This is a genomic window from Marinoscillum sp. 108 (assembly GCF_902506655.1).
Classification (GTDB): Bacteria; Bacteroidota; Bacteroidia; order Cytophagales; family Cyclobacteriaceae; genus Marinoscillum; species Marinoscillum luteum.
This window is the reverse complement of record NZ_LR734808.1, coordinates 1071725-1088090: the sequence shown is the minus strand read 5'-3', so window position 1 is coordinate 1088090 and position 16366 is coordinate 1071725. Positions and strand designations below refer to the sequence as shown.

Here is a 16366-nt window from a genome sequence, read left to right as displayed (position 1 = left end):
AAGGGTCCTTACACATTGAGCAATTCGAGAATCCTGTCCAGCTCTTCTGCTGAAATAAATGGAATCTTGATTTCTCCTTTGTTATTGCTATCTGCTTTGACCTGAATCTTTGTTCCAAAGTGTGTCGTTAATTTGTCCTGCAATTTAGCGATCTCAGGATTAATTTGCTCCTTGGGTTTTGGTGTTTCTTTCTTTTCGGTATTCAGGTCTCTTACCAGCTCCTCTACTTTTCTGACCGAAAGCCCTTCGTTCACAGCTTTCTTGAAGATGGCCAACTGCTGCTCCACATTCTCTATATTGACAATGGCTCTGGCATGACCCATAGAGATTTTCCCATCCCTCAAAGCAATCTGGATGTCTGGTGGTAGTTTGAGTAATCTCAGGTAGTTATTGACCGTGGTTCGGTTTTTACCTACCCTGTCACCAAGTTCCTCCTGCTTCAGATCGCATTCGGAGAGTAAACGCTGATAACTCAGTGCTATTTCAATGGCATTGAGGTTTTCGCGCTGAATATTTTCGATCAGAGCCATTTCCAGCATCTGCTGGTCATCTGCTGTCCGGATATAGGCCGGAATGGCAGTGAGTCCTGCACGTTTACTGGCCTGAAGTCTACGCTCTCCCGAGATCAGCTGAAACTCATTCTCGCTGAGTGCACGAACAGTAATAGGTTGAATAATGCCTTGCACACGAATCGACTCGGCAAGTTCTTCCAGCGCCTCTTCGTTGAAATCTGTACGGGGCTGAAATGGGTTGACTTCTATCTGATCAACAGGTATTTCACTGATTGCTCCTCTGATGGTGGCACCGGATCCGCTGATGTTTTCCTTTTCTTCGGAATCTTCCAGCAACGCACCTAAACCTCTACCTAGTCCGGTTTTCTTTTTCCACTTTTTATCTGTCATGTTCCTGTTATGCCGTTACTTCGTTTCGCTGCATGATTTCCCTAGCCAGGTTCAGGTATGCCAAAGAACCTTTACTTTCTGCATCATGTGAAATGGCAGGTACTCCAAAGCTGGGAGATTCACTCAATTTGATGTTTCTTGGGATCAAGGTCTCAAATGCCATACTCTTGAAGTGTGTTCTCACTTCCTCTACTACCTGATTGGACAGGTTCAGTCGCAGATCATACATGGTGAGCAGAATGCCTTCTATTTCCAATTCAGGATTGAGCCTGTTTTGAATGATCTTGATGGTATTGAGAAGCTTTCCGAGCCCTTCGAGCGCAAAATACTCACACTGAACGGGTACTATCACTGAATCTGCGGCAGTCAGGGCATTGACTGTAATGAGACCAAGGGAGGGAGAGCAGTCTATGATCACATAGTCATACTTCTCTTTCACTTTGCTCAAAGCTTCTTTCATTTTGCCCTCTCGCTGAGAAACACTGACCATTTCTACTTCAGCACCAACCAAATCAATATGGGAGGGGAGCAGATCAAGGAATTTGATATCGGTAGACACAATGCTCTTTTCAGCATCGGCACCATCTACCATACACTCATATATACTTATTTCTACTTCCTTTGGGTTCTTACCCACACCAGAGGTAGCATTTGCCTGAGGATCAGCATCTACTATTAAGGTTTTTAACTCGAGGGCGGCCAAACTGGCAGCCAGGTTAATGGCTGTGGTTGTTTTACCTACTCCTCCTTTTTGATTTGCTATCGCAATAATTTTACCCATAGTTCAATTGGAAACTTTTACACGCTTTCTTAAAAGAGAAAGCGCACAAATATATTTAACATAAAGACAAGTTAAAGATAGCGCCCAGAAAGAAAAAGTCTTTATAATCGGGTGTTAAGCTTTAGTAGGTTAGTAATCAATTAATTAACATTTCAATTGTGTATAAATGGTTGATTACTTTTTTGGAGGAAACCAGATTGTGGATAAGCTCACAAAAATACTGTCAATGGAAAAAAGGGAGTCACTTAACCATGAGGTTAAGTGACTCCCTTGCCTGAAAGCGTTACCGTATCGGCTTATTTCTTGCCTGGTTTTTTCTTTTGATCTTTAGCTCTCATGGCTTCTTCCAGCTTTTGCTGAAAGGATGATTTCTTCTTATTCACGTTCTTTTTCCTGTTCTCGTCCAGTACTTTCTTGATCTTGTCCTCATCGATAAACTTCCTGAAAAGTGCTATTTGCCCAAAGGAGACAATGTTGGAAACGAAATAGTAGAAAGTAAGACCAGATGAGTAGCTGTTCAGGAAGAACAGGAACATGATCGGCATGATGTACTGCAGTGACTTCATCGGACCCTGCACGGTGGTCATCTGACTGTTTGACCAGGTGTAAAGGATAGTTGAAGCGGTCATAAGTAGGGTGAATAAACTCACGTGATCACCATAGAATGGGATATCAAAAGGCAAGTCCCAAATGCTATCGTAGGTAGAAAGGTCAGTCGCCCACAGGAAGCTTTCCTGCCTCAGCTCTATCGAGTTAGGGAAGAAATAGAACATGGCAAAAAGGATAGGCATCTGTAGCAGCATAGGAATACAGCCACTCAATGGATTAATCCCCACTTTTTGATAAAGTGCCATCTGCTCCTGTTGTGCTTTCTGAGCATCATCGCCATGCTTGGCTTTGAGTTCGTCCAGCTCTGGCTTCATTACCCGCATTTTGGCCATCCCCATATGCGACTTGTAGGTCAGCGGGGCCAAAACAATTCTGAGGATGATCACCATGATGATAATGATCACTCCGTAATTAGAAATGTACTGCTCCAGGAAATGAAAGATCGGGATGATCGCAAATTTGTTAATCCATGAAAGGACGCTCCATCCAAGTTCTACGTTCTCTGAAAAGTCAGGAGCTACATCCTTCAGAATGGCGTAGTTGTTTGGTCCGTAGTAAAACTTAAAGGTGGAGTTGTTGCCAATGAAGTCTGCATAGGGCAGGGTCATAGACATGGCCATGTTTTTTACGGAGGTAGTATCCTCAAAATTCGTGTAACTGCTTACCTGACCATTGGTGAATGGAGTAGCTGAAATAATGGCGCTGGTAAAGAATTTTTGTCGGAAAGACACCCAGCTGGTAGCCAGATCAAGCGTTTCTTCTTCTTTTTCTGTAGAAGTGGCCGAAAGTTCGTCTACATCTCCATCCGTGAAGCGATATTTTACAGTAGTTCTGTTTCTGGCGTCTTTGAAGTCTTTTTCAAGGCGATTGGCACGCTGGTTCCATGCGAAGGTTACCTGCTGCCCGATGATTGGCTCCAATCCATTTTGAACAACCGTCATGCCTATCTCATAGCCATCACCCGGGATGGTGTATTTGTAAGTGACAGACTGTCCTTCAGGTAGGGTAAGTCGGTATTCCAACACAGTGGTGTCTCCGGCTTTGGTCACGTTACTTCTGCCTCTTCCGGTAAAGTACAATTCAGACAGGTCTACTTTTCTGGATAAATGATCCACATAAATGTGCTGAGCGGCATGCGCATCATCTACCAGCACCAATGGAGCTCCTCTGAAGTCTTTGAAGTCTTTAAGAATGACCTTGTTGACCACCCCACCTTTTGAAGAAAAAGAGACAATCATTTTCTCATTTTCAATGGTGGTGATTTTTTCCTCTCCATCAGCGGCTGATGAAAAGAGACCAAATTTCATTTCACTCAGGCGGGCTCTGGCACTGTCTGAAAGCACGGTGGTGCCGGGCTGACCAATTGCTGACTGTTGTGGGTCATCTATGATTTGTGAGGAATCACTCCTGTTGAGTTGGGAGATTTGCTCGGGGTTTGGTTCAGGTGCGAAAAATTGAAAATAGATGGTGATAAACACCAACATCAGAATCAGACCTGTTAATTGATTTCTGTCCATAAATTTATTTGACTACTCGTAGTTCTGTTTGTTAAATGCTTTCTTTTTCTTTTCGGTGTGCAATGGCAGCTTTAATGAATTTCACAAAAAGGGGATGAGGGTTGGCTACCGTAGACTTGAGCTCTGGGTGATACTGTGAGCCAATGAACCACGGGTGGTCTTTCAGTTCCATGATCTCCACCAGATTGGTGTCCGGGTTTTTTCCTGAGGCAATCATGCCGGCATTCTCAAATTGCTCCAGGTATTGATTGTTAAACTCGTATCTATGTCGGTGTCTTTCGGAGATCTTGGTATGTCCGTAGACATTATAGGCCTTTGTTCCTTTTTTTACATTGCAATCATAGGCGCCCAAACGCATGGTTCCACCCATGTTTTTGATGTTTTTCTGATCTTCCATCAGGTCTATAACCGGATGCTTGGTCTTGGGATCCATTTCTGTACTATTGGCTTGTTTCAGTGTTAGTACATTTCTGGCAAATTCTATTACAGCACATTGCATTCCGAGACAAATTCCAAAAAAAGGAACCTTGTTTTCGCGCGCATATTTTACGGTGCTGATCTTGCCTTCAATCCCTCGTTCACCAAAACCGGGAGCCACTAAAATGCCATCGAGGTTTTTGAATAATTTCTTGGCATTCGCCTCATCCACTTCTTCAGCATGAATCCAGTCGATCTCAATATTGCACTCGTTTTCAGCTCCTGAGTGCACAAAAGCTTCAGCAATGGATTTGTAAGCATCTTTCAGCTCTACGTATTTGCCTATAAGACCTATTCTCACTTGACTGGTAGGGTTCTTCAGCCTGCCCAGAAATTCTTTCCACTGGTCAATTTTTGGCTCTCTCTTGTACGAATGCTTGAACTTGGCCAGTACACGCTCATCCAGCTTTTCTTTCCGCATGAGGATGGGTACATCATAGATGGTTTCAGCGTCCAATGCCTCAATGACAGAATTGATAGGAACGTTGCAGAAGAGGGCAAGCTTCTTTCTGATCTCAGGGGTGAGTGGGTACTCAGACCGACACACCAGAATGTCCGGCTGGATTCCTGCTTCCAGAAGTTCCTTTACAGAGTGCTGCGTGGGTTTGGTTTTTAGCTCACCGGCAGTTTTGAGGTAGGGCACCAGTGTGAGATGTATGGAGATGCAGTTGGTCGGTCCCAGCTCAAATCTCACCTGCCTCACCGCTTCTATAAATGGGAGGGACTCAATGTCACCTACACAACCACCCAGCTCGGTAATGATGATGTCATATTTGCCGGTTTCACCCAGCTTGAAGATGTTATTCTTAATTTCATCGGTAATGTGAGGAACCACCTGTACTGTTTTTCCAAGAAACTCACCTTTACGCTCTCGTTGGATTACGTTATCGTATATTCTTCCGGTAGTGACGTTATTGTTTTGAGAAGTGGAGACATTCAGAAAACGCTCATAATGACCAAGATCAAGATCTGTTTCTGCTCCATCATCCGTCACATAGCATTCACCATGCTCATAGGGGTTGAGGGTGCCAGGGTCAATATTGATATAAGGGTCGAATTTTTGGATGGTTACTGAGTAACCTCTTGCCTGTAGTAGTTTGCCGAGAGATGCTGAAATGATTCCCTTTCCCAGCGAAGAAGTTACGCCTCCCGTAACGAAAATGTATTTGACCTTGGACATTGAATTACTTTGATCTTTGGTGATGTTACGGGATGCAAAGGTAGGGCATTTACTTTCAAATAATAGTTGATCTTTCTATTTATAGTTGAAAGGAATGCGGTAGATCACAGAAGCTCCAAAATAGCCCACAGGATCTAATGCATAATCTTCACCGGGTAATTGGACAGGTACACTGTAAGTATAGCTGATAAGGAAAGAAAATTTTTCAGTGACTAACATGAGTGGTAGACTGAAATTGTAGTTCATGATTCCGTATTTCTCCTCTGTGGTATCAAGAAGAGCATATAGGTAGTTGAGCACATCATCATTGGTGAGGTATATTTTCATTTGCCGTGTGATCTTCTCCCTGGTTGTGAGGTTTCTGCTCTCTCTTATTTGTCTCAAGGCTTCCTTTTCCTGATCGGAGAGCACTGTATTGGCATAGCTTTGAAATTCATCGGAGCGAAAGTTGGTTCTGAGTATCTGGTTGGACCTGAATTCCTCGATGATGTTGCCTTCAAATCGGGTGGTGATCAGTGAATTGCCAAAAGTGGAGGATAAGGAGGGTAATAACTTAATGCTTTTGACGCACCACCATTTGCCTAGACTCACATTTCCTGAGAGACTCCCGATAAGTCTGTGTGCGTATTTTTCCCCAAAAAGCAGGCTATAGTCAATGGTGGCATAGATCAGCTTGTTTCGATAAGTGATGTTCCCGCCTAGGTTATTGTTGAGGCCGGTGCTTTCGATTTGATGATACCACCACCTTTCGTAACTCAGGGAGTAGTTCCATTTCTTGCTGAATGAACCCAAATAGCCAAATGAGAAGATGGAAAGATTATATTCAGGGGTGGTTTGTGAGTTCCAAAACCCTGCGTAATCGGCGTACAGTCCGGTGCTGTGATAATAGGACATACCAGGTGAAATACTGTGCTGGTTGACTCCATAGTTTCTTCCGGCATTGAGCACATTGCTGTTGTAGCTCATGCGGGCATTGAACTCCGAGTACTTTAGCGGCGAGCTGGCAAGGATGCTGTCCAGAAGGTAAAAAATGGACATAGAGTCCATTTCAGCTTCGAGCAAGGCAAATTTTTCTTCCCAGGTGAGGGAGTCGCTCTGTGCATAGGACTTCAGCAGTCCTGCCAATACCAGACATATGGTCAGAAAGTATTTTATCAAAAGATCAGGTAGGGTAGGTGGTTAGTTATTTCTTTTTCGCTGCATATTGTCGTTGTTGCGGATTCTGTCCTGTCTCATTTGGTCACGCTGTCCCTGCTGCTCACGTATTCGTTTCATCAGCATTTCTTTGAAGTCATCCTCAGCCTTCCGGAGACTCATCAGCTGACGGGTGGTGATTACTTGCTGCATCCGCTCAGAGTAGGTGCGCTCCAGTCCAAGTTGGCGCTCTTTTATCTGCATCCCCATCTCCAGCATTTTTTGGTTCTCTTCTTCAGAGGCTGTTTGAGGATTGTGGTTGGTTCGCAGGTTGTTGAATTCCTTCCTTAGGTTTCGCTGTTGCTCTGAAAATTCCCTGTAAATCGGCCAGAACTTCTCGGCCTGCTCTGGTGTGAGCTCCAGTCGTTCGGTGATCAGGGCTATTTTGGCTGCTTCCACACGCTCCATAGTAGAGGGACTTTGTGCCCACAATCCCATGGCCGTAAGAGTAAAAACTAAAGTGATTAAGTGTCTCATAATTGCTTATAAGTTAAATATCTTGTGAAATATCGTTCGAATCATAATGCTCCATCAATTGGTTGAAGTCATCTTCGTCAAGGTCCATTTGATCGATGATGTCTACGCCCCGCAGTAGGGCCTCGGGCTCTGCACTCAATGCTGCGATCTCATACTCCGAAATCTCTGTGTTTTCCAAGTAGAAAAATATTTCTTCATTGGTGAGAGAAGCAAGCAAGTCTGCTGATCTGTCGGGTTTATTGGCGGTATTGAGAATAACCAGACAGACCAGTGCGGTCACCACAAAGGCAGGCAAAAGGGCCCACCGGAATGCAGCATGTGTGGCAGTCGGAGCCTGGGAGACCTTCTCGCTGATTCTGTTTGGCAACTGATCAAAATACCCTTCGGGTACTTCAAAAGGCAGTGACGTTTTGTCGATATGGTCTAGATGGTTTTTCATTACTTTAGTTTAGATGCTCTTTCTTGTCCAAGGTTTAATGTTCGGTTAAAAAAAACTCTATTTTTTTGGCTGCAAGGTGATAGCTCGCCTTCAATGCGCCTACTGATGTGCCTGTAATCTCCGCTATGTCATCAAATTTCAGCTCATCAAAGTACCTCATGTTAAAAACGAGCCTTTGTTTATCAGGCAGTGTCAGGATGGCTTTCTGAAGCTTAAGCTGAATTTCGTCTCCGGAAATATAGGCTCCCTGATCTATTTTATGTGAGAGTTCCCCAGCCACATCGTGGATTGGGATCATGAACTTACGTTTTTTCTTTTTCAGAAAGTTCAGGCACTCATTGGTCGCAATCCGATAAATCCAGGTATACAAGCGTGACTCTTCCCGGAAGTTACCCAGTGATTTCCAGATTTTGATGAAAACATTCTGGGTAAGGTCGTCCGCATCATCATGATCGATGACCATTTTCCGGACATGCCAGTACACACGCTCCTGGTAAGCTTTCACCAGCAGATTGAATCCATAGTTAATGGTTTCGGGGTCCTGAATTTTGGATATGATAAAAGAGTCTTCCAAGGTAGGTAAAGGTGATTTACCGTTTAGAGTCTAAAATTAACCGATGGTTTAATTTTCTTGGCGATTTTTTTATTTCGTCGAACCAGCTTAATTTAAATGTCGTTACATTAAATGTAGTTGTTAATTTACCATCAAATGGGAATAGGAGAAGATATCAAACAGGCGAAGTTTAGGAGTCAACTGAATAAAGCCATTGTGAATATTATTTACACCAATAACTGGCTGAGTCAACATCAGGTTGTCTTGTTCAAGCCTTACGGGCTGACCACTCCTCAATTTAATGTATTGAGGATACTCAGAGGTCAGCACCCTAAACCCGCTACCATCAATTTGCTCATCGAGAGAATGCTGGACAAAAGCTCAAATGCCTCCCGAATAGTAGATAAGCTTGAATCCAAAGGATTGGTGGCGAGAAAGCAATGCCCCAATGACAGGCGTGCTGTGGATGTGGTAATCACTTCCCAGGGCCTGGATCTGCTGGCAAAAACCGATGAGGATATGGATCGGTGGGAGGATGGGCTGGTGAGCCTTACGGAGGAAGAGGCCAAACAGCTAAATGAGCTTTTGGATAAACTCAGGACATAAAAAAAGGAGCTTTTTAGAGCTCCTTGATGTATTCTATTATGCCGGCATTTTTCCCTTTTGGTCTCACCACCAGCATAGGAATCTCTTCATCCACGTGAATCAATTTTTCTGCTTTGCTACCAATAAATAGGGCGGTAGTGGCGGTGCGGCCTTTCGCCCCGATAACGATCAGGCTGGCTTTGATTTTTTTGGCAGCTTTGTAGATGTCTGATATGATGTCTTCATCCTTATCCAGAGTGTAAATCTGTTCTATGTTGACACCATCCAATTTCATGCTCTTAGTGAATTTAGCAAAATCATTCTTGGCATGGTCTTTCATGATCTCTGAAAACTCCTTAAAACTCTTGCCGGTATAGTGGTAGCCCACTGGAACCTGATAGACGTTTTGCACAATAATCTTTCCTGGTTTTTTTGATTTTTTCACCAGCATGGTTGCCTTTTCCATGGCACTTCTGGAGTAAGCGGAGAAGTCTGTAGGTACCAGAACACTGCTTACGCTGAATTGGGAGCCTTTTGGTAAAATGAGGAGAGAACAGCCTGCTCGGCGGGCAATTCTATTCACCAACACTCCACCACCTTTTTTCTCATTTTTCCTACCCAGGATGACCAAATCTATTTTCTCAGCAGAAGCGTGTTTGAGAAGGGTCTTTGTGACCTGGCCCTGATCCACAATCACATTTACCACTACTTCTGCGCCTTCGAATTTAAAATGATCCGTAACCGTCTTTTGGAGATTGTTTTTCCGTTCTTCAATAGCCTGATCAAGAATGTGAGGAAACTCCTTCATGAGCTTCTCCGGCAGGTTGATGTCCTTGATGATATTTACAAAGTATACAACTTTTGATCCTGACAACTCACAAACATCTGAGGCAGCTTTCACCAAATCCAGATCCGTCTCTGTATGATCGAGGCCTACAAGAATTTTATTGTACTTATACATATTACGCGATGACTATTGGGGTGCAAAACTAAATCGAAATCAATTTATCAATTCTTATAAACGAAAGAAAGTTTCAAAATGATTTATGATTTAATAAATCTTTTTCGCAATAAAATACTGAATAAATACCCTGATCAAAAGGTTTTAAGAATAAAATTAGGTCTTGCTGATGTAGTCAGACAGCTGTTCTATCTGCTCTTTGCTGTGAACAGGAAAGTTGGCAATGCGTATATGGTCGCTTTTATATGAACCATAGCCTTTGCCTATGATCCAGCCCTGCTCTCCGAAGCGGGCGAGGATGTCGGCATTGCCACCCTCACATTTGGCGACTACCACGGTTTTTGATTGATTGGTTTTTCGTGCGACGAATGGGCTCAATACAGAAGATTTTTCAATCGCCTGATAGAGTAGGGCGGCTTTGTAGGTGGTGTCATTTTGTATCAGCTTGGCTGATCTGAATAGCATATCCTTTACCACCTTCCCGAGCAAGAAGATCCCCAAAACATTGGGGGTTTCAGGAGTTTGATTTTTATCTCCTGAGGCTTTTAGTTGCAGTAAATCATGATAACTACCCGTAACAACTCCGTTTTTCCGAAGTTTTTCCACTTTTTGGTAACAGGTAGGGTTCACGATCCAGACCCCTAATCCGGCAGGAAGTCCGAAGCATTTCTGCACAGAAAAATAGGCGGTATCCACTTTAGAGAAATCAAAGGGAACGGCAGGAAAAGCACTCACTCCATCTACAGCAATGAGCTTGTCGGGGTGCTGCTCTCGCAGCTGGTAAATGCTGTTAGCATTGAAGGCATATCCAATGCTGGTTTCGTTGAGTGTGACTGAGATAAGCTCAGTGTTTTCCGGCACCTCCAGATTGTCAAAGTCCTGACCATCGCTCATTCGGGTTATGGTAGACTCTTTTTTGTAATCTGTGGCAAACTGATAGAATTTTTCAGCAAAGGAGCCATTCACGAAGTGATGGGACGCATTGCCTACCAGGCTTTGAATGATTCTCTCCCAGATCTCATTGGCAGAAGAAATGAAGTAGACATCATAGTGATCCGGAAGGTTGAGCAAGCTTTTTAGGTCAGCTTTTACTTCAGCAAAAAGATTTTGGAAAGTGGCACTGCGATGAGAGATAGACATGATGTCTTTCTGAAAGGCCTCTTTCATGTGGTCGTTTACCGTATAAAAGATTTGCGAAGGTCCCGGTGTGAAATAAATTTTATGTTGCATTGAGAATTTGAAATAGTACTGATTAAGTTTGTTTCGCTATTGAAGGTAATATTGTTTTTAAACCTAACACTAAAACAATACCGAGCCAAGTGGGGTAGCAAAATTGGGCCTCACCCTGGTGGTCTCCATCAGGGCCTCGTCATCGAAAGATTTCAGGACAACAGTGGATCTTTGACCTATTTCACAGCTCAAATCCTTATTATTTAGGGGTTTATCAACACGACCTTTATAGCATTAAGCTTTCGGATTCCGAAAGCTTTTTTTATGCCCTGGTCTCCATCCACTTGAAGGTTCTGTTGACGATTTTTAGTGCAAGTTTGATTTTCTTCACACTGATCATGTCATGTGATTCATCGTACATGGTCACGCCATCCGCAAATAGCACAATCTGGGGGAATTCATGATTGATGCCCGCTATTTCTGAAATTTCTCTGGAGACGTCTTTGGATTTCATATCATCGACAAGATAAACGTCTATCATATCACTGGAAATATTCCAGCCATTTTCTAGCTCTATCTTTTTCTCAATACTTTCAGGAGATGAAGCTCTGTGCTTAAAAACCATTGCTGGTTTCAAACGAGAGCCTTCAATCACTTGATTGAGGTCTTTCAAAGATGATATCGATTTCCAAAGCGGTGAATGGTGATTCATTGGCAACTAATCTACAACACGAATTTACTAATTACAACGGTTATTGCGGATTGGGACTTGGTTTTTATTGAAATATCTGACTAAACTAATATAAAACTCTGAATCTAATGGTTTCCTTAATGGATTTAAGATTTTTAATTACTTCCTCATCATAATCTTTGTTGATATCAGTAATTACATACCCTATTTCCTCATTGGTTTTTAGGTATTGACCCACAATATTCAAATTGTGTGCGGCCAGTTCATGGTTTATTTTGGCCAGAACTCCGGGCTCATTCCGATGAATGTGTATAAACCTGTGTGCGTTTTTCAGCATAGGCAACACGATATTCGGAAAATTCACACTATTGCTCGTAGATCCGGTGTTAATATATTCCATAATCTTACCAGGCACAAAATCAGCAATGTTTTCCTGAGCCTCCAGCGTACTACCACCAATGTGTGGCGTAAGGATCGTATTAGGTAAACCCCGTAATTCAGAAATAAATTCATCGTTGTTACTCAAAGGTTCCTCCGGGAACACATCCACACCCACCCCTCTGATCTTTCCGGTAAGTACATATTTTTTTAGACCAGCTATATCTACAACAGGTCCACGGCTAAGGTTGAGAAAGATTACACCGTCTTTCATCTGAGAAAAATGCTTCTCTGTTAGAAATCCGTTATTCTCCTTTCTGCCATCTATATGCAGGGTGATCATGTCAGAACTGCTGAGGAGCTCTTCAAGACTTTTGCACTGTACTGCATTGCCAAGTGCAAGTTTCTCCTCCAGGTCATAGAACTGCACCTTCATACCAATGGACTCTGCCACCACAGAAAGCTGTGCGCCTATGTTTCCGTATCCAATGATACCGAGCGTTTTTCCCCTCACTTCAAAACTTCCACTGGCTGACTTATTCCACTTGCCCTGATGCATAGAAACTGACTTGTCAGGAAGGTTTCTCATCAGCATAATGAGCTCGGCAATGGCCATTTCCACCACGGAGCGTGTGTTGGAGAAAGGCGCATTGAATACAGCTACCCCTTTGCGCTGACAGGTGAGCAGGTCGATTTGGTTGGTGCCAATACAAAAAGCTCCAACAGCCAATAGTCGGTTGGCGCTTTCAAGTACTTTCTTGGTCACCTGAGTTTTAGACCTGATGCCAAGGATGGATACATCCTTAATGGCTTCTATGAGTTCGTCTTCGTCCATTCCCGCAGGATGCACTTTGACATTGTAGCCTTCTTCTTGTAATTTCTTGATCCCATGTTCATGGATGTTTTCAAGCAGCAATACGTTGATTCGGCTTTTGGGATAGGAGAGTGCTCTTTCCATTTTATTTACATATAAAAATTCATCTAGATTAGGCGCTTCATGATCTGCGTTTTGGAGCACATTGGCCCTTCTCACATTCTCTGTAAAGGCGTAAAACTTATGCGCAATTCCAGCCTTTTTGATTTCGTAATCAGTATATCCGTCCCCAAGCACATAGACTTCACCCTTGAGATTCATCGAACGTATTTTGTTGGGTTTCCCGTTATTTTCAGAAAGTAGGTTTTCTTTGTTAAATCCAACAATATTGCCCGCTTCGTCATAGGTAAATTCATTGGCAAAAACCCTGTCTTCAGTAATACCAAAGTGCTCTACAATGGGAACAATAAAATCTTTGAATCCATTGGACAAAATATAAATTTGACCGGCGTATTTTCTTACAAATTCTTTGTTTCTCTGGAATGAATCGGAGACCTGATCGCTTAGTCTGGCGATTAATTCGGGTAAATGAGATTTGTGTGCTCTGAGAATTTCCAATCTGTTTTCAAGAGATTCCCGAAAGGATATTTTGCCTTCCATGCCGAGATCAGTAATTTCTTTGATCTTGGCAAGGGACTCCTGGGCATCTGGCTGACCCCTGAGAGAGATCTCACACAAGACATCCAAAGCCTCCACCCGGGTGAACGTGCTATCGAAATCAATTACAAAATGTTTGTGATTTTCCATAAGTTCGCTTTCTCTGAGGCTTAAAATTAAGCACGTAAATGGCATATAAAACAATCATTTTATTTTTATTATCAATTTTTTTTCAAAATCAGTGTTTTAGTCAACAAGACACCTCGTATTTGTTGGGAGATTTACAAAAAAAGGTGAACTTAATTGTGATTAACGCAATTCAGCAGCGCGCCTTTCCGGGGTGCGTAGTGTATGCTTCACACAGGGGAAACCCAATCTTATTAAAATCATATGGCTATAAGACTTACGATAGCCTTGATGCTGTCTATACTTCTGACCTTTTTGATATGGCCTCAGTGACCAAAGTCATGGCCTCTACTCTGGCTTTGATGAAGCTTTACGAGGATGGTCTGATAGATCTGGACGAGCCCCTGAGGAACTATGTGGATGGATTAGGTTGGCGAAAGATCAGTAAGGTTACGCTGAGGCAATGTTTGGCGCATCAGGCTGGACTGCAGAGCTGGATTAAGTTTTATGAGGAGATCAGAAGAAATAATGGTCGCTACAAGGGGCATACTATTTCAGACAGCCGATCAGAGGACCATCCCTACAAGGTTGCTGAAGGGATGTTTCTTCACAAAGAGTTTTACAAAAGAATAAAGAAGTACATCAAAGCGGCTCCGGTGAACAGGGAGCCACAGTATGTCTACTCGGGTTTGTTCTTTTATCTGGTGCCTGAGATGGTGCAGCGATTGACCAGAAGACCTTTTGAGGTTTATCTGCAGGAGGTGTTCTACCAACCCATGGGACTGAGTGCACTCACTTTTAACCCGGCTGAAAAATTTACCTTGGACAGAATAGTGCCTACGGAGATTGATTCTTTTTTCAGGTATGAACCTATCCATGGCAGGGTACATGATGAGGGGGCCATTTTGATGAAGGGTATTTCGGGAAATGCGGGGTTATTCGGAACTGCGGAAGACGTGGCTAGTTTGTGGCAGATGTGGTTAAATAATGGGAGTTTGAACGGAGTGCAGTATCTGAAACCATCAACTATTGACGTGTTTACCAGCTATCAGTATGCCAATAAAGGGAACCGAAGAGGTTTGGGGTTTGATAAACCACTTCTCGAATATGACTCATTGATCAGTAGTGTGGCAAAATCGGCTTCTTTCGAAAGCTACGGGCACACGGGGTATACCGGCACCTTGGTATGGGCTGATCCCGCCAATGACTTACTATTTGTTTTTCTTTCAAACCGGGTGTATCCTACCAGAGAAAGTAAGGCTATTTATCAGCTCAACGTAAGGCCGGATATCCATCAGGCATTATATGATTATCTTGCAGCCATTATAGAGAATTGCGATTGATCAGAACAATTTGCAAGGCTCTGAGTTGCTTTCGTAGCAGTTGTACATTTTTTTAATCCCAAACCCTACTGATTGTTTTGAGCATCCACTGGATAGACCTCCTGGTATTTATTGTTTATATGATTGCAATGCTGGGGGTAGGAGCCTTTTTCCTCAAAAAGAATAAAAACACGGAAGATTATTATGTAGGTGGCAGATCCATGAGTTCCTGGCATGTGGGGCTTTCGGTGGTGGCCACTGACGTGGGCGGCGGCTTTTCCATTGGCTTGGGTGGTCTGGGCTTCACAATGGGCTTATCCGGATCCTGGATGTTATTCACCGGTTTGCTTGGTGCATGGTTAGCAGCAGTAATTCTTATCCCCAAACTCAGTGCATTGCCGGAGTTTAAAAAGCTATTCACGTTTCCTCAGATCTTTAGCATATTCTATGATAAAAAAACCGCGCTACTCGCTGGTATCATTTCAGCCATAGGGTATGCCGGATTCACGAGTTCTCAGCTTTTGGCAGGAGCCAAATTAGCATCCTCTACTTTCGCTGATCTCAGTCTGACAAATGCCCTGGTCATTATGGGAGTCATTGCTGTAGTGTATACAGTGATGGGAGGGCTCAAAGCGGTGATTTATACAGACACTATTCAATGGGCGCTGCTTCTTTCAGGGCTCGTGTTTATAGGGTTGCCATTGGGATACGTAAGCGTAGGTGGGTATGAAAAAATCAGAGAGATCCTTCCTCCTGAGTTTCTTTCACTGACCAACATCAGATGGCAGGACATGGTGAACTGGGGAATTACCATTATACCGATTTGGTTTGTAGGAATGACTCTATACCAGAGAATATATGCTTGCAAGAGTGAAAAAGCTGCGCAAAAAGCCTGGTACATTGCTGGTCTTTTCGAATGGCCTGTCATGGCCCTCATGGGAGTGCTGCTGGGGATGTTTGCCAGGGTAGGCGCCGAGACAGGGATGTTTGCTTACCTTGGGTACGAGAGTGCTCAGGGTATGGATGCTGAAGTAGGGCTGCCTATGCTGCTCAGAACGATTCTTCCTGCCGGATTGATGGGGTTGATGATGTCGGCCTATTTTTCGGCGGTTTTGTCCACAGCGGATAGCTGTCTCATGGCATCCTCTGGTAACCTTGTGACTGATATTATAGGTTACAAAGGCACGGATCAAAAGAAATTCCTTAGGCTGTCCCAAATCATCACTCTGGGGATTGGTGTTTTTGCGGTACTGCTGGCCTCTGTCATGCAGAGCGTACTGGAACTCATGCTTTATTCCTATGCATTCATGGTTTCAGGGCTGTTCATACCCGTCTTAGGAGGACTTTTTATGAAGAAGCCCAGTGCCAATGCAGCTTTCTTTTCAATGCTTATAGGTGGGGGTACTACTATTTCATTAATTTTAATAGGTAGGGATTTGCCTCTTGGTTTGGATGCCAATATCTACGGGATCAGTTTGTCGCTGATCACCTTTGTGATGATCAATCAATTCAGAAACAAACAATAACCAATTA

The 16366-nt window shown here is 43.3% G+C and carries 15 protein-coding genes; 3 read left to right on the top strand and 12 right to left on the bottom strand.

What is annotated here, in order from left to right; translation table 11 throughout:
• Positions 1-8: 8 nt before the first annotated feature.
• From GV030_RS04505 to GV030_RS04470, 8 genes are all read right to left on the bottom strand, one after another.
• Positions 9-902 carry a ParB/RepB/Spo0J family partition protein gene (locus tag GV030_RS04505; protein WP_159580222.1) on the bottom strand — a complete coding sequence of 298 codons (894 nt, stop codon included), beginning with the start codon at positions 900-902 and terminating at the stop codon, positions 9-11.
• A 7-nt stretch (positions 903-909) separates the two neighbouring features.
• Positions 910-1683 carry a ParA family protein gene (locus GV030_RS04500; protein ID WP_159580221.1) on the bottom strand — a complete coding sequence of 258 codons (774 nt, stop codon included), beginning with the start codon at positions 1681-1683 and terminating at the stop codon, positions 910-912.
• Positions 1684-1979: 296 nt separating this feature from the next.
• Positions 1980-3809 carry a membrane protein insertase YidC gene (gene yidC, locus GV030_RS04495; RefSeq protein WP_159580220.1) on the bottom strand — a complete coding sequence of 610 codons (1830 nt, stop codon included), beginning with the start codon at positions 3807-3809 and terminating at the stop codon, positions 1980-1982.
• Positions 3810-3840: 31 nt separating this feature from the next.
• Positions 3841-5466, bottom strand: coding sequence for a CTP synthase (locus tag GV030_RS04490; RefSeq protein WP_159580218.1), 1626 nt, complete (start codon positions 5464-5466; stop codon positions 3841-3843).
• A 75-nt stretch (positions 5467-5541) separates the two neighbouring features.
• Positions 5542-6624, bottom strand: a complete 1083-nt coding sequence (locus GV030_RS04485) for a hypothetical protein (RefSeq protein WP_159580217.1) — start codon at positions 6622-6624, stop codon at positions 5542-5544.
• 21 nt (positions 6625-6645) lie between these two features.
• Positions 6646-7137, bottom strand: coding sequence for a hypothetical protein (locus GV030_RS04480; RefSeq protein ID WP_159580216.1), 492 nt, complete (start codon positions 7135-7137; stop codon positions 6646-6648).
• Between the two features lie 13 nt (positions 7138-7150).
• Positions 7151-7576: a hypothetical protein gene (locus tag GV030_RS04475; protein WP_159580215.1), complete on the bottom strand. Its 426-nt coding sequence runs from the start codon at positions 7574-7576 to the stop codon at positions 7151-7153.
• Positions 7577-7610: 34 nt separating this feature from the next.
• Positions 7611-8150 (bottom strand): RNA polymerase sigma factor, encoded by a 540-nt coding sequence (locus tag GV030_RS04470; RefSeq protein WP_159580214.1) that lies wholly within the window; start codon positions 8148-8150, stop codon positions 7611-7613.
• Between the two features lie 135 nt (positions 8151-8285).
• Between GV030_RS04470 and GV030_RS04465 the strand changes: the two genes are divergently transcribed.
• Positions 8286-8735, top strand: a complete 450-nt coding sequence (locus tag GV030_RS04465) for a MarR family winged helix-turn-helix transcriptional regulator (protein ID WP_159580213.1) — start codon at positions 8286-8288, stop codon at positions 8733-8735.
• Positions 8736-8748: 13 nt separating this feature from the next.
• Here the strand turns inward: GV030_RS04465 and GV030_RS04460 are convergent, their stop codons facing one another.
• The 4 genes from GV030_RS04460 to serA all read right to left on the bottom strand — a co-directional run bounded on the left by GV030_RS04460 (position 8749) and on the right by serA (position 13535).
• Positions 8749-9675: a universal stress protein gene (locus GV030_RS04460; RefSeq protein WP_159580212.1), complete on the bottom strand. Its 927-nt coding sequence runs from the start codon at positions 9673-9675 to the stop codon at positions 8749-8751.
• A gap of 156 nt (positions 9676-9831) precedes the next feature.
• Positions 9832-10905, bottom strand: a complete 1074-nt coding sequence (locus GV030_RS04455; RefSeq protein WP_159580210.1) for an aminotransferase class V-fold PLP-dependent enzyme — start codon at positions 10903-10905, stop codon at positions 9832-9834.
• 262 nt (positions 10906-11167) lie between these two features.
• A complete protein-coding gene (locus GV030_RS04450; protein ID WP_159580209.1) occupies positions 11168-11518 on the bottom strand; it encodes a monothiol bacilliredoxin BrxC family protein in 351 nt (116 codons plus the stop codon).
• A 124-nt stretch (positions 11519-11642) separates the two neighbouring features.
• A complete protein-coding gene (gene serA / locus GV030_RS04445; RefSeq protein WP_159580208.1) occupies positions 11643-13535 on the bottom strand; it encodes a phosphoglycerate dehydrogenase in 1893 nt (630 codons plus the stop codon).
• Between the two features lie 155 nt (positions 13536-13690).
• Between serA and GV030_RS04440 the strand changes: the two genes are divergently transcribed.
• On the top strand, positions 13691-14854 hold the full coding sequence (locus tag GV030_RS04440; protein ID WP_159580207.1) for a serine hydrolase: 1164 nt from the start codon (positions 13691-13693) through the stop codon (positions 14852-14854).
• A gap of 83 nt (positions 14855-14937) precedes the next feature.
• Positions 14938-16359 (top strand): sodium:solute symporter, encoded by a 1422-nt coding sequence (locus GV030_RS04435; protein WP_159583615.1) that lies wholly within the window; start codon positions 14938-14940, stop codon positions 16357-16359.
• Positions 16360-16366: the final 7 nt, after the last annotated feature.

What these genes read in the sequence shown, in the direction of transcription:
- GV030_RS04455 (WP_159580210.1), bottom strand. Translation starts at nt 10,905, where the DNA reads ATGCAACATAAAATTTATTTCACACCGGGACCTTCGCAAATCTTTTAT.
- GV030_RS04465 (WP_159580213.1), top strand. Translation starts at nt 8,286, where the DNA reads ATGGGAATAGGAGAAGATATCAAACAGGCGAAGTTTAGGAGTCAACTG.
- serA (WP_159580208.1), bottom strand. Translation starts at nt 13,535, where the DNA reads ATGGAAAATCACAAACATTTTGTAATTGATTTCGATAGCACGTTCACC.
- GV030_RS04480 (WP_159580216.1), bottom strand. Translation starts at nt 7,137, where the DNA reads ATGAGACACTTAATCACTTTAGTTTTTACTCTTACGGCCATGGGATTG.
- GV030_RS04490 (WP_159580218.1), bottom strand. Translation starts at nt 5,466, where the DNA reads ATGTCCAAGGTCAAATACATTTTCGTTACGGGAGGCGTAACTTCTTCG.
- GV030_RS04460 (WP_159580212.1), bottom strand. Translation starts at nt 9,675, where the DNA reads ATGTATAAGTACAATAAAATTCTTGTAGGCCTCGATCATACAGAGACG.
- yidC (WP_159580220.1), bottom strand. Translation starts at nt 3,809, where the DNA reads ATGGACAGAAATCAATTAACAGGTCTGATTCTGATGTTGGTGTTTATC.
- GV030_RS04500 (WP_159580221.1), bottom strand. Translation starts at nt 1,683, where the DNA reads ATGGGTAAAATTATTGCGATAGCAAATCAAAAAGGAGGAGTAGGTAAA.
- GV030_RS04505 (WP_159580222.1), bottom strand. Translation starts at nt 902, where the DNA reads ATGACAGATAAAAAGTGGAAAAAGAAAACCGGACTAGGTAGAGGTTTA.
- GV030_RS04475 (WP_159580215.1), bottom strand. Translation starts at nt 7,576, where the DNA reads ATGAAAAACCATCTAGACCATATCGACAAAACGTCACTGCCTTTTGAA.